We start from the raw sequence: 20,837 nt of genomic DNA, 5'->3' as shown, positions 1-20,837 counted from the left end.
ACAAAAATCCACCGCCTGGATAGTTGGAGAGCCCGTGATGACTACAAAACTAAAAAACACCGTGCATTTAAGTGAATCGGCCAAGGTCGACTCCGGTTCCGTGCAGCCGTTTACCCGCTCGCAGAAAATCTATGTGCAAGGCACCCGCCCGGACATTCGTGTGCCGATGCGCGAAGTCAGCCTCGACGTGACCCCCACCGACTTCGGCGGCGAAATCAACGCGCCTGTGGTGGTCTACGACACCTCCGGCCCGTACACCGACCCGAATGTGATCATCGACGTGCGCAAAGGCCTGGGCGATGTGCGCTCGCCGTGGATCGAATCCCGTGGCGACACCGAGCGCCTGTCGGGCTTGAGTTCGCACTTCGGCCAGCAGCGCCTGAGCGATGCCGAGCTGACCGCGCTGCGTTTCGCCCACGTGAAAAACCCGCGCCGCGCCAAGGCCGGGGCCAACGTCACCCAAATGCACTACGCCCGCAAAGGCATCATCACCGCCGAGATGGAATACGTCGCCATCCGCGAAAACATGAAGCTGGAGGAAGCCCGTGCCGCCGGCCTGCTGGACCAGCAGCACGCCGGCCACAGCTTCGGCGCCAGCGTGCCGAAAATCATCACTCCGGAATTTGTCCGCGAAGAAATCGCCCGTGGCCGCGCGATCATCCCGGCCAACATCAACCACACCGAACTGGAACCGATGATCATCGGCCGTAACTTCCTGGTGAAGATCAACGGCAACATCGGCAACAGCGCTCTGGGTTCGTCCATCGAAGAAGAAGTGGCGAAACTGACCTGGGGCATTCGCTGGGGTTCGGACACAGTGATGGACCTGTCCACCGGCAAACACATTCACGAAACCCGCGAGTGGATCATCCGCAACTCGCCGGTGCCGATCGGTACCGTGCCGATCTACCAGGCCCTGGAAAAAGTCGGCGGCGCCGCCGAAGACCTGACCTGGGAGCTGTTCCGCGACACCCTGATCGAACAGGCCGAGCAGGGCGTCGACTACTTCACCATCCACGCCGGCGTGCTGCTGCGCTATGTGCCGCTGACCGCCAAGCGCGTCACCGGCATCGTGTCCCGTGGCGGTTCGATCATGGCCAAGTGGTGCCTGGCGCACCACAAAGAGAACTTCACCTACACCCATTTCGACGAAATCTGCGAAATCATGAAGGCCTACGACGTCAGCTTCTCCCTGGGAGATGGCCTGCGCCCGGGTTCGATTGCCGACGCCAACGATGCCGCGCAATTCGGTGAGCTGGAAACCCTCGGCGAGTTGACCAAGATCGCCTGGAAACACGACGTGCAGACCATGATCGAAGGCCCGGGCCACGTGCCGATGCAGTTGATCAAGGAGAACATGGACAAGCAGCTGGAATGCTGTGACGAGGCGCCGTTCTACACCCTCGGCCCGCTGACCACCGACATCGCACCGGGTTACGACCACATCACCTCCGGTATCGGTGCGGCGATGATCGGCTGGTTCGGTTGCGCGATGCTCTGCTACGTCACGCCGAAAGAGCACTTGGGCCTGCCGAACAAGGATGACGTGAAGACCGGGATCATCACCTACAAGATCGCAGCGCATGCGGCGGACTTGGCCAAGGGGCATCCGGGCGCGCAGATTCGTGACAACGCGTTGAGCAAGGCGCGCTTCGAATTCCGCTGGGAAGACCAGTTCAACCTGGGCCTGGACCCGGACACGGCGCGGTCGTACCACGATGAAACCCTGCCGAAGGACTCGGCCAAGGTCGCGCATTTCTGTTCGATGTGCGGGCCGAAATTCTGCTCGATGAAAATCACCCAGGAAGTGCGTGAGTACGCGGCCAACCAGCGCATTGAAACGGTGGATGTGGACGTGGCCAAGGGACTGGCGGAGCAGGCGGAGCGGTTCAAGCAGGAAGGCAGTCAGCTGTACAAAAAGGTCTGATCTAAAGGCGGCGGTGCTTGCACTGCCGCCATCGCGGGCAAGCCCGGCTCCCACAGTTGATCGAGTTGTTCATCAGTTTTGTATTCACAGCAGGTCCCCTGTGGGAGCCGGGCTTGCCCGCGATAGCGATCTCCCAAACAATAAATGTCCCTCTGAGATAACACCCTTGAGCATTCAACCCAGCACCTATTCCCCAGACATCGCGGTGCCCGCCGACAAACGCGTCTTCGGCGCCCGCGATCTCTTTTCCCTGTGGTTCTCCCTGGGCATCGGCCTGATGGTCCTGCAAACCGGCGCGCTGTTGGCGCCGGGCCTGGGCCTCTCCGGTTCCTTACTGGCGATCTTCCTCGGCACCCTGGTCGGCGTGCTGTTGCTCGCCGCCGTCGGCGTGATCGGCAGCGACACCGGCCTGTCCGCCATGGCCGCCCTCAAGCTCAGCCTCGGCACCAAGGGCGCGAGCCTGCCGGCGCTGTTGAACCTGCTGCAGTTGATCGGCTGGGGCTCGTTCGAAATCATCGTGATGCGCGATGCCGCCAGCCTGTTGGGCACCCGCGCGTTCAGCGAAGGCAGCCTGCTGGCCAGCCCGTTGTTCTGGACCCTGGTATTCGGCGCCCTCGCGACCTTGCTCGCCGTCAGCGGCCCGTTGACTTTTGTGCGGCAGATCCTGCGCAAGTGGGGCATCTGGCTGCTGCTGGCCGCCTGCCTGTGGCTGACCTGGAACCTGTTCGCCAAGGCCGACCTGGCCGCACTCTGGGCCCAGGCCGGTGACGGCTCGATGCCATTTGCGGTGGGTTTTGATATCGCCATTGCCATGCCGCTGTCCTGGCTGCCACTGATTGCCGACTACTCACGTTTCGGCAAACGCGCCAAAAGCGTGTTCGGCGGCACCGCGCTGGGTTTCTTTATCGGCAACTTCTGGCTGATGAGCCTGGGCGTGGCCTACACCCTGGCCTTCGCGCCAAGCGGTGAAGTGAACGCCTTGCTGCTGGCATTGGCCGGGGCCGGCCTGGGGATTCCGCTGCTGCTGATCCTGCTGGATGAATCAGAAAACGCTTTCGCCGATATTCACTCGGCGGCCGTGTCCAGCGGGATTCTGTTGCGCCTGAAGGTCGAGCACCTGGCGTTGGCCATCGGCGTCATCTGTACGCTGATCGCCTGCTTCGCACCGTTGGCGCAGTACCAGAACTTCCTGCTGCTGATCGGCTCGGTGTTCGCGCCGCTGTTCGGCGTGGTGCTGGTGGATCACTTCATCCTGCGCCGTCGTGGCCATGGGATTGCTGCCAACCTGCGTTGGCCGGCACTGCTGGCCTGGCTGGGTGGCATCAGCACCTATCACGTGCTGGCGAATCTGTACCCGGACGTCGGTGCGACCCTGCCGGCGCTGGTGCTGGCAGGGCTGTTGCACTTCATTCTGGGCCGGGCCTTCAGTGGCGTGCGGGCACCAGTTCAGGCTTGATTACGCCGGTCAGGCGCGCATAGGGGATGGTCATTTCGATCAGCCCCAATGCGTACGGCGCGATGGTGGTCACGTTGTACTTGAGCACCACGCCATTGCTGGTCAGCGCCACATTCGGGGTTTTCTGGAACGGCCAGTTCTTCACGAAATCCGGGTCGCGGTCCATCTGCGAGTTGATCAGCCAGTTGTTGTGGGCGACTTTCGCAGTCTTCCAGAACGCCTCTTCCTGGCCCGGCAGCAGCATGTCGGTCAGGCTCAGCTCTTTGTGCAGCAGGCGTGAATAGTTGATAAAGCCGCGGCCCGGCTCGCCGTGGGCGGTGCCGGTGTCCAGGTAGCTGGAGACTTCAACGATCACCAGTCCGTCATGCTGCTCACGTACCTTGGCCTGCAAGTACATGCTGTTGCGGTCAGGCGACTCACGCAAGAATTTGTCGCGGTAGGCGTTGAGGGTGGCGGGCATGGCCTGGCCAGGCGAGGTGCGGGCCATCTCCAGCAGGCGTTTTTCGACGATCTGGTCCAGTTGCGGCTCGGACGGGAAGTGCACCGTGTCGATGTTGACCAGCGGGCAATCCGGGCTGCTGCAGCCGGGCTTGATTTGCTCCGAGGCGTCTGCGGTGGTGTCCAGCGGCTTGAGGTAGCTGGGTTGGAACAGGCTCTGGCAAGCGCCAAGGGTCAGGGCGATACAGGCCATGGAGGCGATTTTTAAAAGCGACATGTGTGTCCTTCATAAATCGAGGAAAGGTGAAAATGTGGAGCTTCGACTCCCGACAGGGCAGTCAGTTCGCCACTAAGCTGATTAGAGTGAGTTTGACGCCCGCCGTCTATCCCGGCAACCGGAAAGGGGCTGCATCAAGGGGCGCGAGCGCGTTAGGATGGCGCGATGTCGAGGCTGCCTCGACACCGCAAGGCAATAAACGAGGGTTGATATGACGGACACAGCGAAATCGACGCCGAGCAAGGTTGAAATTGTTCAGCGCGACAATGCCTACAAGGGCTTCTACAAACTGGATCGGCTGAAGCTGCGGCACGAGAAGTTTGATGGCGGCATGAGCCGTGAGCTCAATCGCGAAGTCTTTGTTCGTCATGACGCCGTGTGCGTGCTGCCCTACGACCCGCAGCGCGATGAAGTGGTGCTGATCGAGCAGTTTCGCGTAGGCGCCATGGGCCGTACCGACAACCCGTGGCTGATCGAAATGGTCGCCGGCCTGATCGACAAGGATGAGCAACCGGAGGAGGTTGCGCACCGCGAAGCCGAAGAGGAAGCTGGCCTTACATTCTCCGCACTCTGGCCGATCACCAAGTACTTTCCGTCGCCGGGTGGCAGCACCGAATTTGTCCACTTGTTCCTGGGCCGTTGCGAAAGCGCCGGGGCCGGTGGCGTCCATGGACTGGAAGAGGAAGCCGAAGATATCCGCGTCACCGTCTGGGCCTTTGAAGACGCCCTGCAAGCGGTACGTGACGGTAAAATTTCCAACGCAGCGAGCATTATTGCCCTGCAATGGCTTGCGCTTAATCGCGCGGAAGTGAGGGGGTTATGGCAGTAAAGGCACGGGAGCGATATCGGGTTGACCTGATCGGGCTGCAAGCAGCCTGCGAGGCCAACTATGCACGGCTGATGCGGCTGCTGCCGGACATGCGCCACACCCCTGAGGCGCGGCGCATCGCCGTGACCCACGGAGACCAGATGCTCGGCGTGCTGACCCTGGAAGTGATCGTGAATTGCCCGTACACCACCACCCTGCGGGTGCGCCAGGAACACAGCCTGCCATGGCTGCCGGTGCCGCAGCTGGAGGTGCAGGTGTACCACGACGCGCGCATGGCCGAAGTGATCAGCGCCGAACATGCGCGACGCTTTCGCAGCATCTACCCTTACCCCAACGTGTTCATGCACCAGCCGGATGAGAAAGCACAGCTCAATGTGTTCCTCGGCGAATGGTTGAGCCACTGCCTGGCCCTGGGCCACGAGTTCGAAGTCGTTCGATAGATGTGAACTGCGTCCGCTTCACGGGTTTCCTCTTTGTGTCCTGCCCCAGCATAATCGCCTCAAATGTCCATTCCTGTGATCACGCCCCGGGAGAACGCCTTGTCGAGCGTATCCGCCTTGAATCCTGACGCTTCGGCGTTGCTGGTGCAGTTGTCCGACAGCCACCTGTTTGCGGAGGCGGACGGCGGGCTGCTGGGCATGAAAACCCGCGACAGCCTGCAACGGGTCATCGAAACGGTACTGGCGCAGCAGCCGCAGATTGACCTGATGCTGGCCACCGGGGATTTGTCCCAGGACGGCACGCTGGAGTCCTATCAGGCCTTTCGCGACATGACCCGGCAGATTCAGGCGCCGGCGCGCTGGATCCCGGGGAACCACGATGAGCCGCAGGTGATGCTGCAAGCCGCGGTCAACAGCGCGTTGCTGGAGCCGGTGGTGGATGTGGGCAACTGGCGTATCACCCTGCTGGACTCGGCCGTGCCGGGCTCGGTGCCGGGGTATTTGCAGGACCAGCAGCTGCAACTGCTGGCGCAATCCTTGAGCGAAGCGCCGACTCGTCATCATCTGGTGTGTTTCCACCATCATCCGGTGTCCATCGGTTGCGCGTGGATGGAGCCCATCGGCCTGCGCAACCCCGAGGCGTTGTTTGCGGTGCTGGATCGGTTCCCGCAGGTGCGTGCGGTGCTCTGGGGCCATGTGCACCAGGAAATCGACCGCGAACGCAACGGCGTGCGCCTGCTGGCGTCGCCGTCCACCTGCATCCAGTTCGCCCCCGGCAGCGAGGACTTCAAGGTGAGCGAGGAAGCGCCCGGTTATCGCTGGCTGCGCCTGCATGCCGACGGACGGTTGGAAACCGGCGTGGAGCGGGTGCAGGGCTTTGCGTTTCAGGTGGATTACGGTAGTAGCGGGTACTGACGGCTTTGGGGGTATATCCGTTATTTAGGTAACGGCGACTTAGGGTTCCGCTCTTACAGCGGGTCATTTTTGGAAAGGAGCCCGGAATGCCGGCCCAGCCAAAAGTAACCAAAAGGGCTCTTGCCCCACCACTCGGTGCCTCGCCTAGGCTCCGCATGCCCGCACTCCGGCACGGCCGGGCGCCTAAGATCAAGATCAAAGCCAGAGCACAGCGGCCTATCGGCCGGCTTGAGTGTTAGGAACAAGAGCAAGAGCAAGGGCAAACGCGGTCAAAAAATGTGGGAGCGGGCTTGCTCGCGAATGCAATCTTTCAGTTGATGCATTCGGTGACTGACACACCGCCTTCGCGAGCAAGCCCGCTCCCACATTTGGACCGTGCCCGCTTCTGATTTTGCCGTTGCTGTTGCTGTTGCTTCACACCACTCAAGCCGGCCTGTAGGCCGCTGTGCTGTTGATCTGCTTTTGATCTTGATCTTAGGCGCCCCGTTAAACCACGCTGGCCGAACGCAGGCTTTGGAGCGTGGGTAACCCGGCAGGACGCCGGGTTAGCCGCGCTGGGCCAAGGATGGCCCATCGCGGCGGCCCACGGTCCAAAGCCGGAGTGAGGGCACACCGAGCCTAGGCGAGGTGCCGAGTGGTGGGGCAAGAGCGTTTTGGTTACTTTTGCGCTTTTCAAAAGTGACCCGCTGTAAGAGCGGAACCCTAAGCCGCCGTTACCGAAGCAACGGATATACACACAGAAACCCGGCTAGAGCCTAGCCCCCCAGTTCCCTGTAAACTGCCCCTCTTTAAGCCGCCCCCAGAGGACCCGGAATGTCCGCATCGATCTTGTATATCCACGGTTTCAACAGCGCGCCCGCCTCCAACAAGGCCAGCCAACTGATCACCGTGATGGACAGCCTCGGTCTGGCCGACCAACTGCGCGTGCCGGCCCTGCATCACCATCCCCGCCAGGCGATCCCCCAGTTGGAGGCGGCGATCCGTGACCTCGGAAGGCCACTGCTGGTAGGCAGCTCACTCGGCGGCTACTATGCAACCCATCTTGCCGAACGCCATGGCCTCAACGCCTTGCTGGTCAACCCGGCGGTCAGCCCTCATCGGATGTTCGACGGTTACCTGGGCACCCAGAAGAACCTCTACACCGATGAGACCTGGGAATTGACCCACGACCACGTCGCGGCCCTGGCCGAGCTGGAAGTGCCGGCGCCCCAGGACGCCCAGCGTTATCAGGTGTGGTTGCAGACCGGTGACGAAACACTGGATTATCGGCTCGCCCAGCAGTATTACCGGGCCTGTGCCTTGCGCATCCAGGCCGGTGGCGACCATGGTTACCAGGGGTTCGCCCAACAGTTACCGGCGCTGTTGAGTTTTGCCGGCATTGGCGCAGATCAGTACCAATCCTTCGATTTCGCAGCATTGTGAAACCGCAGGTTACTTTTTAATCGAACGACTCACGACGAGACCCCATGGCCACTCCCAGCGCTAGCTCTTATAACGCCGACGCCATCGAAGTCCTCTCGGGCCTCGACCCGGTGCGCAAACGCCCCGGCATGTACACCGACACCAGTCGGCCGAACCACCTTGCCCAGGAAGTCATCGACAACAGCGTCGACGAAGCCTTGGCCGGGCACGCCAAGTCGGTACAAGTCATCCTTCACGCCGACCATTCCCTGGAAGTGTCCGACGACGGTCGTGGCATGCCGGTGGACATTCACCCGGAAGAGGGTGTGTCGGGCGTCGAGCTGATCCTCACCAAGCTGCACGCCGGCGGCAAGTTCTCCAACAAGAACTACCAGTTCTCCGGTGGCTTGCACGGTGTGGGTATTTCCGTGGTCAACGCCTTGTCGAACCACGTGCGGGTCAAGGTCAAGCGTGACGGCAACGAGTACCAGATGACCTTCGCCGATGGCTACAAGGCCACCGATCTTGAAGTGATCGGCACCGTCGGCAAGCGCAACACGGGTACCAGCGTGTATTTCGCGCCGGACCCGAAATATTTCGATTCACCCAAATTCTCCATCAGCCGCCTCAAGCACGTGCTCAAGGCCAAGGCTGTGCTGTGCCCGGGCCTGCTGGTCAGTTTTGAAGACAAAGGCACCGGCGAGAAGGTCGAATGGCACTACGAAGACGGCCTGCGCTCCTACCTGGAAGACTCCGTCAGCGAATTCGAGCGCCTGCCCAACGAGCCTTTCTGCGGCAGCCTGGCCGGTAATAAAGAAGCCGTGGACTGGGCCTTGCTGTGGTTGCCGGAAGGCGGCGACAGCGTTCAGGAAAGCTACGTCAACCTGATCCCGACCGCCCAGGGCGGCACCCACGTCAACGGTTTGCGCCAGGGCTTGCTGGATGCCATGCGCGAGTTCTGCGAATACCGCAGCCTGCTGCCGCGCGGCGTGAAGCTGGCGCCGGAAGACGTCTGGGAACGCATTGCTTTCGTCCTGTCGATGAAGATGCAGGAGCCGCAATTCTCCGGCCAGACCAAGGAGCGCCTGTCGTCCCGCGAGGCCGCTGCGTTTGTCTCCGGTGTGGTCAAGGATGCCTTCAGCCTGTGGCTCAACGAGCACCCTGAATTGGGCCTGGCCCTGGCAGAGCTGGCAATCAACAACGCCGGCCGCCGCCTGAAGGCCAGCAAGAAAGTCGAGCGCAAGCGCATCACCCAGGGCCCGGCGCTGCCGGGCAAGCTGGCGGACTGCGCCGGGCAAGACCCGATGCGTTCCGAGCTGTTCCTGGTGGAAGGTGATTCCGCCGGCGGTTCTGCCAAGCAAGCGCGGGACAAGGAGTTCCAGGCGATCCTGCCGCTGCGCGGCAAGATCCTCAACACCTGGGAAGTCGACGGCAGCGAAGTGCTGGCGAGCCAGGAAGTGCACAACATTGCCGTGGCCATCGGTGTCGACCCAGGCGCGGCCGACATGAGCCAGCTGCGCTACGGCAAGATCTGCATCCTCGCCGACGCCGACTCCGACGGCTTGCACATTGCGACCTTGCTCTGCGCACTGTTCGTCCAGCACTTCCGCCCGTTGGTGGATGCCGGTCACGTCTACGTCGCCATGCCGCCGCTGTACCGTATCGACCTCGGCAAAGAGATTTTCTACGCCCTGGACGAAGCCGAGCGCGATGGCATTCTCGACCGCCTGGTGGCCGAGAAGAAACGCGGCAAGCCTCAAGTCACCCGATTCAAAGGCCTGGGTGAGATGAATCCGCCGCAGCTGCGGGAAACCACCATGGACCCGAACACCCGGCGCCTGGTGCAGTTGACCCTGGAAGATTTCGCCGCCACGTCGGAAATGATGGACATGTTGCTGGCGAAGAAGCGTGCGCCGGACCGCAAGAACTGGCTGGAGTCCAAGGGCAACCTGGCCGAGGTTCTGGGCTGATGCGCAGCGGTTTCGCCCTGGCGATTCTGTTGTTGAGCGGGTTGGCGGCCACCTCGGTGGTCGCGGCGCCCGCTGCTGAACTCAAATTGATCTCCGAACACCCGGTTGACGGCATGCGTGGCGGCAACCTGTCGGGCCTGGCCCTGTGTGGCAAGGAGTTGTGGACGGTTTCCGACCGCGACGACGACCAGATCTACCGGCTCGATATCAGTGCCGATACCTGGCAGGCCGAAACGGTGAAGATCAATGTGCCGCCGGTGCCGGAGTCCGGGTTGCCCTTTGGTTTGCGTTCGCGCACCAAGGCGGCTTCGTTGATTCGGGGTGGTGACCTGGATTTTGAAGGCATCAGCTGCGACGCGGCGGGCAACCGCTACATCGTCAGCGAAGCCCACGCGGCGGTGCTGCAGGTGCCGGTGACCGGTGAGCCCGAGTGGTTGAAGATCGCCCCGGGCATGGTTCGTGAAGCCCGGGCCAGTGGCCTGCTGCTGCATTTCAATGCGTTGTTTGAAGGCTTGGCGGTGAACCCCGAGGGCAATCAGATCTGGCTGGCCGCCGAGCGCGAGCGGCGTGGGTTGATTTCCATCAAGCGCCCGCAAACCCTCTGGGATTGCGACGGTCCTTGTGTGTTGTTGAGCGAGGCGGGCACCGAGATGCAGCCGGCCCAGATGCCCAAGGCCAAGGCGGTTTCGCGCAATTTCTCTGACGTCGCGCTGTTCGAGGGCAAGCTGTTTACCCTCGAAAGCAGCCAGTTTCAGTTGTGCCGTCGTGACCCCGTGACGGCGAAGGTCGAACAATGCTGGTCCTACGCCGATGAAATGCTGGCGCCGCAACGCCAATACAACCAGCCCTACGGCCTGGCCGAAGCGTTGGTGGTGGAAGCCGATGGCGCGTGGATCGGCCTGGACAATAACTTCGGCGCCCGCGCCGATGGCGAAAAACGGCCGATAGTCTATCGTTTCGCCGCCCCCGCGGGCGGCTGGAGTGCCAAGCCATGAGCAGCCAGGCACCCGGCAAGCGCGCCGGGCGTGTGTTGATGTTCGTGGCCTGGGGCGCCGGATTGTTTTTGGCGACACGGTTTTTTGGGCAGTGGGAACAGCATCAGGAAAACCCCAATGCCGTGGTGACCTCGGAGCAACACGAGGGTTATATCGAAGTAAAACTGCTGGGCAACGGCCAAGGGCATTTTGTAGCCACTGGCCAGATCAACGGTCAGCCGGTGGAGTTCATGCTCGACACCGGGGCCACCGACGTGGCGGTTCCGGCCGAATTGGCTGACCGCCTCGGGCTTAAACGCGGCATGCCGGTTGGCGTGAGTACGGCCAACGGGCGCACCCAGGGCTTTCGGACCGAACTGGGCCGCCTGCAACTGGGCGATATCGTCCTGCAGGACGTGCGTGCCCTGGTGGTGCCGGGGCTGGGCGATGACCAGGTATTGCTGGGCATGAGTGCATTGAAACAACTTGAATTTACCCAGCGCAGCGGCACCTTGCTGCTGCGCCAGACCAAACAATGATGAGGCCCGCATGAGTGACATCCTTGCAGACAGCTTAGACGGCGTTGAACGCCGGTCGCTGGCTGACTTCACCGAAAATGCCTACCTCAACTACTCCATGTACGTGATCATGGACCGTGCCTTGCCGCATATCGGCGACGGCCTGAAGCCCGTACAGCGGCGCATTATCTATGCGATGAGTGAGTTGGGCCTGGACGCTGACTCCAAGCACAAGAAGTCGGCACGTACCGTCGGTGACGTGCTCGGCAAGTTCCACCCCCACGGCGACTCGGCGTGCTACGAAGCCATGGTGCTGATGGCCCAGCCGTTCAGCTACCGCTACACGCTGGTGGACGGCCAGGGTAACTGGGGTGCGCCGGATGATCCCAAGTCCTTCGCCGCCATGCGTTACACCGAAGCGCGCCTGTCGCGGTATTCGGAAGTGCTGCTCAGTGAGCTGGGCCAGGGCACGGCCAACTGGGGGCCGAACTTCGACGGCACCCTCGACGAACCGCTGGTGTTGCCAGCACGTTTGCCGAACATCCTGCTCAATGGCACCACCGGCATCGCCGTGGGCATGGCCACTGACGTACCACCCCACAACCTGCGGGAAGTGGCCACTGCGTGCGTACGTTTGCTGGACGAGCCGAAGGCGACGGTCGAGCAACTGTGCGAGCATATCCAGGGCCCGGATTACCCGACCGAGGCGGAAATCATCACGCCTCGTGCCGACCTGCTGAAAATCTACCAGACCGGTAAAGGCTCGGTGCGCATGCGCGCCGTGTATCACATCGAAGACGGCGACATCATCGTCACCGCGCTGCCGCACCAGGTGTCCGGTGCCAAGGTGCTGGAGCAGATTGCCGCGCTGATGCAGGCCAAGCCGTCGAAGCTGCCGCAAGTGGCCGACCTGCGTGACGAGTCCGACCACGAGAACCCGTGCCGGATCGTGATCATTCCGACCAACAGCCGGGTCGACCATGAAGTGCTGATGCAGCATTTGTTCGCCAGCACCGAGCTGGAATCCAGCTATCGGGTCAACATCAACATCATTGGCCTGGACGGCAAGCCACAGTTGAAGAACCTGCGGGCATTGCTGGTGGAATGGCTGGAGTTCCGGGTACAGACCGTGCGTCGCCGCCTGCAATTCCGCCTGGACAAGGTCGAGCGCCGCCTGCACCTGTTGGACGGTTTGCTGATTGCCTACCTCAACCTGGATGAAGTGATCCATATCATCCGTACCGCCGAGCACCCGAAGGCCGAGCTGATCGCGCGCTTTGAGCTCAGCGAAATCCAGGCTGACTACATCCTCGACACCCGTCTGCGTCAGTTGGCGCGACTGGAAGAAATGAAGCTGCGCGACGAACAGGACGCGCTGCTGAAAGAGCAAGCCAAGCTCCAGGCCCTGCTGGGCAGCGAGGCCAAGCTGAAGAAGCTGGTGCGCACCGAGCTGATCAAGGACGCCGAAACCTATGGCGACGACCGCCGTTCGCCGATTGTCGAGCGCGCCGAAGCCAAGGCCCTGACCGAAACCGAGCTGCTGCCCAACGAGAAAATTACCGTCGTTCTGTCGGAAAAGGGTTGGGTTCGCTCAGCCAAGGGGCATGATATTGACGCCACTGGCTTGTCGTACAAGGCCGGCGATGGTTTCAAAACCTCCGCGGCCGGGCGCTCCAACCAGTTTGCGGTGTTTATCGACTCCACCGGTCGCAGCTATTCGGTACCGGCGCACACCTTGCCGTCGGCACGGGGGCAGGGCGAGCCGTTGACCGGGCGCCTGACACCGCCACCGGGGGCGAATTTTGAATGCGTGCTGCTGCCGGACGATGATTCGCTGTACGTCATCGCCTCCGATGCCGGCTACGGGTTCGTGGTCAAGGGTGAAGACCTGCAGGCCAAGAACAAGGCGGGCAAGGCGTTGCTGAGCCTGCCGAACAACGCCAAGGTGATCCTGCCGCGTACGGTGGAAGACCGTGAAGGCAATTGGCTTGCATCGGTGACCACTGAAGGTCGCCTGTTGGTGTTCAAGATCAGTGACTTGCCTCAGTTGGGCAAAGGCAAGGGCAACAAGATTATTGGTATTCCCGGGGAGCGGGTGGCCAGTCGCGAAGAGTACGTGACCGACATCGCAGTGATCCCGGAAGGCTCGACCCTGGTGCTGCAGGCCGGCAAGCGCACGTTGTCGCTGCGCCCTGACGACCTCGAGCACTACAAGGGTGAGCGGGGTCGTCGCGGCAACAAACTGCCGCGCGGCTTCCAGCGAGTGGACGCATTACTGGTGGAAACGCCCGTTTAACGCGATATAGAGCGCCCGATCTACGATTTAACCCGTAGATCGACGCTTTCGCGCTGGAGTCACGGCGCATATTCACGGATGATATGGCCTTTCCAGCGCCGGCGTGGCTGAGCGCGTACAGGTTATTTTTGAGTATTACATTGTGGTTCGCCTTGTGGCAGCCACCTGGATGGGATGATGACTGCTCCGCGCCTTCCTTTATTTTTGTTGCTCGCTGGCCTTTTGGGCCTGGCGGGTTGCAGCACACATCAACCTGTGTCGCTGTATCAGCTGGACAGTGGAAGTCCGGCTCAGCCTGCACAAAGTGCCGGCATGGCCGTATTGCTTGGCCCGGTGGTGGTGGCCGACTACCTGCAACGCGAGACCCTGTTGCAACGTCAGAACGATGGAAGCCTGCAAGGTTCCACCGATGGTCGCTGGGCCGGTAGCCTGTCGTCCGACATCAATCAGTTGATGTTGCGCCAGGTGGCGGGCCATCTGGACAGCCAGCGGGTGGTACTGGCGCCGGCACCGACGGGGTTCACCCCGGACGTACAGGTGTTGCTGACCATCACGCGGCTGGACTCCGGTGTTTCCCAGCCGGCGATCCTGGATGCCCAGTGGCGCCTGATCGACCGTCGCGGCCAGGTGCGGGATAACCGCATCGTGCATTTGCAGGAACAACACTCCGGTACCACGGCGTCCCAGGTTCAGGCCCAGGGCGTGCTGTTGCAGAACCTGGCACAGCAGTTGTCCGTGGCCCTCAAGCCATTGGCCAATCAGCCGGCGGTTGCTGAGGCTCCACGTAAACAGGCTCCGGCCGCTGCCAAGCCGGCCGCACCGGAGAAGCCGAAGATGCCGATGGCCGTGCCGATTCGTACCGACATGGAAGTGTTCAGGTTCTGACCTGAATACAGCCCCACAAAAAAGGCCCGCTGATGAGCGGGCCTTTTGTTTGTGCGGGATTTGAGTCGTTGCCTAGATCAAATGTGGGAGCGGGGCAGCGTTGTTCTTTAGTTCTTTGCCCGCGTCTCATGCATTCGCGCCAGTTGGCGCTCCAGCATCGACGGGTAAGGCTCCATCAACCGCTCTACACAGCACGCACCTTCAGGGCTGGCAATCGGGCGGATCCGCGCACGTTGGCGAATCAACACGTCGTCACTGATCTTGCGTTCCACCAGCAGCAGGTTGCGGCTGTGTTGCGACAAGGCCAAGGCGTCTTGGGCAATCTCGGTCAGTAGCAGATCAATCTGGCTCATGCCATACAGATCGTCGCCCACCGTCAGGCCCAGTTGCAGTTGCAGCGTGATGCCACTGTCAGCCACTTCGATTTGCAGCGCATGGCCCAGGGCCCGCAGCAACTCACCGCAGCAGATGGCGTTGGTCAGGTAGTCTTCGCCGCTGTCTTCGCTGTGGAACAGCATCAACGTGCTGCCATCGTTCAGGGTGTGCAGTTCGCTCTGATACAGCGAGGCCGCCTGGTCCAGGCAATCACGATAACGTTCCAGCAACTCGGTCAGGCGTGCGCGCGGCAAGCGGCGCAACTGATCCTGTGCGCCCAGCTGCACAGCCAATACGGCGCTGTGCTGGGGCTGGGTATTTCGCACTGGAGCCGGCTGCGGCGCAGCGGTAGCAGTTGGCGCGGAGTTGTCGCGAAGGTCGGCGAACGGGTCTTCTTCGTCCAGTTCGTCTTCTTCTGCCTTGATCACCTGCCGGGTGGCCGGCTTGAGACCTGCCACCGGCGCAGACTCATCGAAGCTCGGGTCGCGCAGGTTGCGCACTTCGAACTCGGGTTCGTCGTCTTCGTACTCGGTGTCGTCGAACTCGGGCTCGGGTTCAACCTCGGGCACCACGGGCTCCGGAGCGAAGCTGGTGTGCAACTGGCGGGCGAGGTCGCCGATCTCATCCTGGCGGTCGGTGGCCGGGGTGTGTTCGTCGATATCCCGCAGCCAGATGCGCAGTTGCATCAGTGGCGTGGAGATATGCCGACCCAGGCGCAGGCTCAAGGCCAGCGACAGCGCCAGCAGGATCGCACTCAGGATGCCCATGCTTTGCAGGCTGATGGTCATCGGCTGCTGGAACTGTTGCATGTCCAGGCTGATGCGCAGTTGGCCGGCTTTCACGTCCTGGAACGTGATATTGCTCTGGTACAGACCCTCGGCTTCACCCAGCAGGCCGTTTTTCGGGCGTTGCCCGGCTTCGGCCATGATCCGGTTGTCCACGCTATAGATAGCGGCGTGGGCCACCAGCGGGTTCTTGGTCAGGTTGTTGAGCAGCACGTTTAGGCTGAGGATGTCGTTGGACACCAACAACTCAGTCGCCGAGGTGGCGGTCTGGGTGGTCAGGCTCTCGCCCAGGGCGTCGGCTTGCTCGTGCATGGCCTGTTTGAACTGCAAACCCATCACGCAGGCATAGATGACCAGGGCCAGAGCGACCAGGATCACGTTATGGCTGGCGATGCGTAATGCGATCGGTACACGGCGGTGGCGCAGTGCCCGGAAGATCAGCAGGAAGAAGTTATCGGTTTTTACTGGCGTGGGCCGGTTCACTTAAGCTCGGCTCTTTAGTCCGTGAAGTTGACGCGCAGTATAGCGACAGGCCCAAGACCGGCAAAGCGCTGGCTGTGCCCGATGGTCACTGAAAGTGGGTAGAATGCGGTTTTTTTCCAGCTCGGGGGTGCGCTTTGCGCGAAATTGTCCTGATTAACATCACCGGTGAGGACCGTCCGGGCCTTACCGCAGCCATTACCGGTGTTCTGGCCCAGGGTGGTGTGAACATTCTCGACATCGGCCAGGCGGTGATTCACGACACGCTGTCGTTCGGCATCCTGGTGGAAATTCCAAGCACCGAGCAAGCCTCGTCCGTGCTCAAGGACATCCTGTTTACGGCGTATAAGCTGGATCAGCAGGTGCGTTTCACACCGGTGTCCGAAGAGGATTACCAGAGCTGGGTCGCCGGCCAGGGCAAAAAACGCCACATTGTGACGTTGTTGACCCGCAAGGTGACGGCGGAACAATTGCAGCGTGTCAGTTCGATTACCGCCCAGTACGGTTTGAATATCGACCATATTGACCGTCTGTCGGGTCGTATGCCGCTGGACACCCCGGCGGACAAGGGCAAGGGCTGCATCGAGTTCTCCGTGCGCGGTGAGCCGGCAGATCCCCAGGCGTTGCGCGCCGAATTCCTGAGCGTTGCCCAGGAGCTGAACGTCGATATCGCCTTCCAGGAAGATTCGCTGTTCCGCCGTAATCGCCGCTTGGCGGTGTTCGACATGGACTCGACGCTGATCGAGGCCGAAGTCATCGACGAATTGGCCAAGGCTGCCGGCGTAGGTGAGCAAGTCTCGGAAATCACCGAGCGGGCCATGGCGGGCGAGCTGGATTTCCGTGCGAGCTTCAAGGAGCGCCTGGCCTTGCTCAAAGGCCTGGATGTGAGCGTGCTGGACTCCATCGGCGCCTCGTTGCGCCTGACCGAAGGCGCCGAAACCCTGTTCGCCGAACTCAAGCGCCTGGGCTACAAAACCGCGATTCTGTCGGGTGGCTTCACCTACTTCGCCAAGCAATTGCAGGCCAAGCTGGGTATCGACTATGTGTTCGCCAATGAGCTGGAAGTGGTGGACGGCAAGGTGACGGGCGTGGCCGTGGAGCCGATTGTCGACGCTCAGCGTAAGGCTGATTTGTTGCGGGAATTGGCACACAAGGAAGGGTTGCGTCTGGAGCAGACCATTGCGGTCGGCGACGGGGCGAATGATTTGCCGATGCTGGCGATTGCCGGGTTGGGTGTGGCGTTTCGCGCCAAGCCTCTGGTCAAGCAATCGGCCAAGCAGGCGATTTCGACCCTGGGGCTGGATGGGGTGTTGTACCTGTTGGGCTTCCGCGACCGCGACGGTCAGCTCTAGTACACACACTTTGTAGGAGCCGGCTTGCCGGCGATGGCGTCCTCAAGGTCGCATCGCCGGCAAGCCGGTTCCTACAGAGGTCGTCGTCAGGCTTTCGGTAAACCCATACCCTGGCCCATCTGCACCGGCGTGCCCGCCAGCAGTTCTTCCGACCATTTCACCTGGTCCGGCCCAAACAGCACGATCGCCGTCGAACCCAGCTTGAAGCGCCCCAGCTCCGCGCCTTTTTCCAGGTGGATCGGACCACGGGCGGCTTCGTCGTAGCGGAAGGTTTTCAGCTCGCGCTTCGGCGGCGTTACCAGGCCAGCCCATACGGTCTCGATCGACGCCACGATCATCGCGCCCACCAATACCACGGCCATCGGACCGCGTTCGGTGTCGAAAATGCAGGCAACACGTTCGTTACGTGCAAACAGCTCCGGCACGTTTTCGGCTGTGGTCTGGTTCACCGAGAAAATGCGGCCCGGAATGTAGACCATTTCCCGCAGGGTACCGGCCAGTGGCATGTGCACCCGGTGGTAGTCCTTTGGCGACAGGTAGATGGTGGCGAAATCACCGCCCATGAACGGCGCAGCCACCGCCGAATCACCGCCGAGCAATTCCAGTACGCTGAAGCTGTGACCCTTGGCCTGGAACACCCGGCCGTGCTCAATCGGGCCCAATTGGCTGACGGCGCCATCGGCCGGGCTCAACACTGCACCCGGGGTCTGGTCCAGCGGTCGGGCACCGTCTTTCAGGGCACGGGTGAAGAAGGCGTTGAAGTGCTCGTAAGCCGTCACGTCTTCAACCAGGGCCTGGGACATGTCCACTTGATAACGCTTGGCGAACCAGGTGGTGAAGGCGTTCTTGAACCAGCGCACGCGGCATTCGGCAATGCAGCCGGCCAACCGCGACAGCAGGTGGTGGGGCAGCAAGTACTGGCTGAGGATGAACAACTGCTTTTTCATTAACTGTCCTTAAACCTTAAATCTCGACGGGGGTGTCGGGGTGGTTGCCCCATTCGCCCCAGGAACCGGCATAACCTTTGACTCGCGGATAACCGAGCGCCTTGGCCACCAGGTAGGTGAAGCCAGAACGGTGGTGAGTCTGGCAGTGGGTGATGATTTCTTTGTCGCGGGTCAGCCCCAGGTCTTCGAGGATCTTCGGCATGTCGCGGCGAATACGCAGTTGGCGTGCCTTGTCCATGCCGGCAGTCCATTCGAAGTTCACCGCGCCGGGGATGTGTCCACCCTTGGCCGCGAGGACTTTCTCCCCGGAGTACTCCAGCGGGCCGCGGGCGTCCCAGATACCCAGGTCGGCAGCGCCGAGGCGGCTTTGCAGGTACTCGCGGGTCGCGGTGGGTTCTTCATGCAGCGTCAGGCTGACCGGGCCGCCGGCGCTGGCCGGGACCTCGGTGGACACCGGGTGTTGTTCTTCCAGCCACGCCAGCAGGCCGCCGTCGAGGTAGTGGTATTTCTTGTGGCCGATCACATCAAGCATCCAGATGAATCGACCGGCCCAGCCACCGCCTTCGTCGTCGTACACCACGTAGGTGGCATCCGGGGTGTGGCCCAGTTCGCCGAACAGCTTTTCAAGATCGGCTTTGTTCGGCAGCAGGCCCGGTGCCGGCGCCTGCCCCAGTTGGGTGCGCTTGGGGTCGACGAAACGTGCACCGGGGATATGCCCTTCGGCGTAACGCGCGGCGCTGGTGAGGTCCACCAGAATCAGATGTTCGGCATCGAGGCGACCGAGCAGGTCACTGGCCTCGATGACCAGCGGCAAGCCAGAGAAGTCAGGCATGTGAGGTCTCCTGGGCATAAAAGTTGGGCGCTAAAGGAGGGCGATTGTAGCGCAAGCATCAGGCGCTGCGGTTGGTAAAGCTGTGCAGGGCTTTTTCGATGCATTGAGCGGTTTTGCCGAAGGCCTGCACGGTGGTTTCCGAGAACGGCCCGCCGCCCTGATCCGCCACCATCAGCATCACCACCCGGCCATTGCAGCTCAGGGAGCGCAGAAGCAGGTGTTCGCCCTTGAACAGGCGACGCAGTTCCGGTGGCAGCAATGCCGAGAACTGGGCGTGGTTGTCGGGCGTGAGGCGCACCTGGGCAGACTTGGTCAGCAGGCGTTGCAGCAGCGTACTTTGCGTGGCGTCGAGGCTCAGGTGGTCGGCGTCCTTGGGCAGGCCGTCAGCTTGATGCACGCGCAAGGTGCTCAGGGTTTTGTCCGCCATCAGTAACATCACCCGCTGCATGCCGCAGGCCACCAGGGCCTCCTTGGCGCAGGTGGTCAGGTGCATGGCGTTGGCAAAGCGGCTGGGCTCCACCAGCAATTCGGTGCAGCGCTTGCGCCAGATCGCCAGGGCTTCGGCGGTGGGCGGTGGTGCCGGCAGCAAGCCGTGATGCACCCGTTGTACGTCCCAGGGCCAGATCAGCGACAGCGCCGGGTGCCACAGGTCACGCATCAGGGTATTGCGGGCGCTGATCGCCGCGTGTTGGTGAGACTGTTGTTGCACCTCGGCCAGCGGTTGTTGCAGGTAAAGCGCTGTCAGGTACTGCCAGCGCTGGGTGTGGGGGCAGGTCCAGGACTCCTGCGCCGCCAGTGCCAGGCCGTTGGCCAGCAACACGGTATTGGCCGGCTGGTTCAGCCAGCGGCGCAGGTTCGGGTCGGCATCCAGCAATTGCTGTTGGCGCAAGGGCTCGTCTTCACGGGCAATGCGCAGTGCCTTGACCAGCAAACGCTGCTCTGTCAGCAGCAAGGTATAACCCTGGGATACCCAGATCGGCAGGCGCCAGGCCTCGGTCAATCCCAGGCACAGGTCCAGCAGGCGCACACCGAACACTTCCTGCTCGACCGTATGCGCTGATTCGCCCTTGTGAATCACCCGCAGTTCCCATTCTTCCAGCAGCTTGGGATAGGCAATCGCCATCGGCCACAGCGGCGAGAGGAACAGCAGGCTGCCCCAGTGAATGTCCTGCCACAGCCGCGCCAGGCGGCTGGCGAACAGCCCGCTGGCCTGTTGCGACGCGTGCTGGCTGATCATCTGCAATTGGCGCAGGGCCACGGGGATTTCATTCAGTGGCACTGAAGGCAGGCGCGCCAGTAATTCCTCGGTACGCTTGAGGCCGAGGCGATTGATCGCCACTTCGAGGTTTTCTGCGGGCTCTGCGAGGCTGCCGTGGGCCTGGTCGTTGGCCTCGCGCATCACGCTGAGCACCAACGCCGGGCTGTTCTGCATCAACTCTGCAATATCCCGCAACGAACTGCGGTTGTCGCTGATGGCCTTGCAGACCCGGTCGTGGCTCGCCTGTGGAACGGGCAATAGCACGTCGTCCAGACGCTTTATCCAGGCGGCCAGTGTGGTCGGTTTTTGAGTTGGGACTGTCGTTTCATTTGCCATGATTGGGGCGCGATCATCACTTGCGGTCAACACGCCCGGGACGGGCCGAACTGGTTTTTCGCCATAACGGGCTATAGTCTGGCGCAGATTTGCCGATAAGTAGAACAAGAGTTTTCAACTCTTGCGAATATGACCCTGAACCCGAC

At 61.8% G+C, this 20,837-nt stretch carries 17 protein-coding genes; 12 read left to right on the top strand and 5 right to left on the bottom strand.

The window, feature by feature from the left end:
• Positions 1 to 37 precede the first annotated feature (37 nt).
• Both thiC and cytX read left to right on the top strand, forming a co-directional pair.
• Positions 38 to 1,927: a phosphomethylpyrimidine synthase ThiC gene (thiC, locus tag HKK54_RS08040; protein WP_010169330.1), complete on the top strand. Its 1,890-nt coding sequence runs from the start codon at positions 38 to 40 to the stop codon at positions 1,925 to 1,927.
• A 166-nt stretch (positions 1,928 to 2,093) separates the two neighbouring features.
• Positions 2,094 to 3,383, top strand: coding sequence for a putative hydroxymethylpyrimidine transporter CytX (gene cytX / locus HKK54_RS08035; RefSeq protein ID WP_169386516.1), 1,290 nt, complete (start codon positions 2,094 to 2,096; stop codon positions 3,381 to 3,383).
• On the opposite strand, the gene HKK54_RS08030 is transcribed toward cytX, so the two are convergent.
• The gene (locus HKK54_RS08030) at positions 3,352 to 4,098 is read right to left on the bottom strand and encodes an RsiV family protein (protein WP_010169333.1); all 747 of its coding nucleotides are present in this window, start codon (positions 4,096 to 4,098) and stop codon (positions 3,352 to 3,354) included. The two genes, cytX and HKK54_RS08030, sit on opposite strands and share 32 nt — an antisense overlap.
• Before the next feature lie 211 nt (positions 4,099 to 4,309).
• Between HKK54_RS08030 and HKK54_RS08025 the strand changes: the two genes are divergently transcribed.
• The 9 genes from HKK54_RS08025 (at position 4,310) to HKK54_RS07985 (ending at position 14,326) form a co-directional block, all read left to right on the top strand.
• The gene (locus tag HKK54_RS08025) at positions 4,310 to 4,927 is read left to right on the top strand and encodes an NUDIX domain-containing protein (protein WP_003209505.1); all 618 of its coding nucleotides are present in this window, start codon (positions 4,310 to 4,312) and stop codon (positions 4,925 to 4,927) included.
• The gene (locus HKK54_RS08020; protein ID WP_003209507.1) at positions 4,918 to 5,367 is read left to right on the top strand and encodes a DUF1249 domain-containing protein; all 450 of its coding nucleotides are present in this window, start codon (positions 4,918 to 4,920) and stop codon (positions 5,365 to 5,367) included. The genes HKK54_RS08025 and HKK54_RS08020 overlap by 10 nt, the downstream gene beginning before the upstream one ends.
• 99 nt (positions 5,368 to 5,466) lie before the next feature.
• Entirely contained in the window at positions 5,467 to 6,282 is an 816-nt protein-coding gene (gene cpdA, locus HKK54_RS08015; protein WP_169386515.1) for a 3',5'-cyclic-AMP phosphodiesterase, read from the top strand.
• A gap of 813 nt (positions 6,283 to 7,095) precedes the next feature.
• Positions 7,096 to 7,704: a YqiA/YcfP family alpha/beta fold hydrolase gene (locus HKK54_RS08010; protein ID WP_010173754.1), complete on the top strand. Its 609-nt coding sequence runs from the start codon at positions 7,096 to 7,098 to the stop codon at positions 7,702 to 7,704.
• 44 nt (positions 7,705 to 7,748) lie between these two features.
• On the top strand, positions 7,749 to 9,653 hold the full coding sequence (gene parE, locus HKK54_RS08005; protein WP_003209518.1) for a DNA topoisomerase IV subunit B: 1,905 nt from the start codon (positions 7,749 to 7,751) through the stop codon (positions 9,651 to 9,653).
• A complete protein-coding gene (locus HKK54_RS08000; RefSeq protein WP_169386514.1) occupies positions 9,653 to 10,648 on the top strand; it encodes an esterase-like activity of phytase family protein in 996 nt (331 codons plus the stop codon). The genes parE and HKK54_RS08000 overlap by 1 nt, the downstream gene beginning before the upstream one ends.
• A complete protein-coding gene (locus HKK54_RS07995) occupies positions 10,645 to 11,166 on the top strand; it encodes a retropepsin-like aspartic protease family protein (RefSeq protein WP_169386513.1) in 522 nt (173 codons plus the stop codon). The genes HKK54_RS08000 and HKK54_RS07995 overlap by 4 nt, the downstream gene beginning before the upstream one ends.
• Positions 11,167 to 11,176: 10 nt before the next feature.
• A complete protein-coding gene (parC, locus tag HKK54_RS07990; RefSeq protein ID WP_169386512.1) occupies positions 11,177 to 13,441 on the top strand; it encodes a DNA topoisomerase IV subunit A in 2,265 nt (754 codons plus the stop codon).
• Positions 13,442 to 13,618: 177 nt separating this feature from the next.
• Entirely contained in the window at positions 13,619 to 14,326 is a 708-nt protein-coding gene (locus HKK54_RS07985; protein WP_029616037.1) for a PqiC family protein, read from the top strand.
• Positions 14,327 to 14,433: 107 nt separating this feature from the next.
• On the opposite strand, the gene HKK54_RS07980 is transcribed toward HKK54_RS07985, so the two are convergent.
• Positions 14,434 to 15,969, bottom strand: a complete 1,536-nt coding sequence (locus HKK54_RS07980; protein ID WP_010173767.1) for an AhpA/YtjB family protein — start codon at positions 15,967 to 15,969, stop codon at positions 14,434 to 14,436.
• Positions 15,970 to 16,103: 134 nt separating this feature from the next.
• Here HKK54_RS07980 and serB point away from each other — a divergent pair, with 134 nt between their 5' ends.
• Positions 16,104 to 17,318 carry a phosphoserine phosphatase SerB gene (serB, locus tag HKK54_RS07975; RefSeq protein WP_003217536.1) on the top strand — a complete coding sequence of 405 codons (1,215 nt, stop codon included), beginning with the start codon at positions 16,104 to 16,106 and terminating at the stop codon, positions 17,316 to 17,318.
• Between the two features lie 86 nt (positions 17,319 to 17,404).
• Here the strand turns inward: serB and asd are convergent, their stop codons facing one another.
• From asd to HKK54_RS07960, 3 genes are read right to left on the bottom strand one after another with little or no spacing between them, the layout of a single operon-like run.
• Positions 17,405 to 18,265, bottom strand: coding sequence for an archaetidylserine decarboxylase (asd, locus tag HKK54_RS07970; RefSeq protein ID WP_010173770.1), 861 nt, complete (start codon positions 18,263 to 18,265; stop codon positions 17,405 to 17,407).
• A 16-nt stretch (positions 18,266 to 18,281) separates the two neighbouring features.
• Positions 18,282 to 19,097 carry a rhodanese-like domain-containing protein gene (locus HKK54_RS07965; protein ID WP_169386511.1) on the bottom strand — a complete coding sequence of 272 codons (816 nt, stop codon included), beginning with the start codon at positions 19,095 to 19,097 and terminating at the stop codon, positions 18,282 to 18,284.
• A 58-nt stretch (positions 19,098 to 19,155) separates the two neighbouring features.
• The gene (locus HKK54_RS07960) at positions 19,156 to 20,691 is read right to left on the bottom strand and encodes an HDOD domain-containing protein (protein WP_169386510.1); all 1,536 of its coding nucleotides are present in this window, start codon (positions 20,689 to 20,691) and stop codon (positions 19,156 to 19,158) included.
• Positions 20,692 to 20,837: the final 146 nt, after the last annotated feature.

The organism is Pseudomonas sp. ADAK13 (assembly GCF_012935715.1).
Taxonomy (GTDB): Bacteria; Pseudomonadota; Gammaproteobacteria; order Pseudomonadales; family Pseudomonadaceae; genus Aquipseudomonas.
Note: the sequence above shows the minus strand (reverse complement) of the source record. Positions and strands in the feature narration are given on the sequence as shown.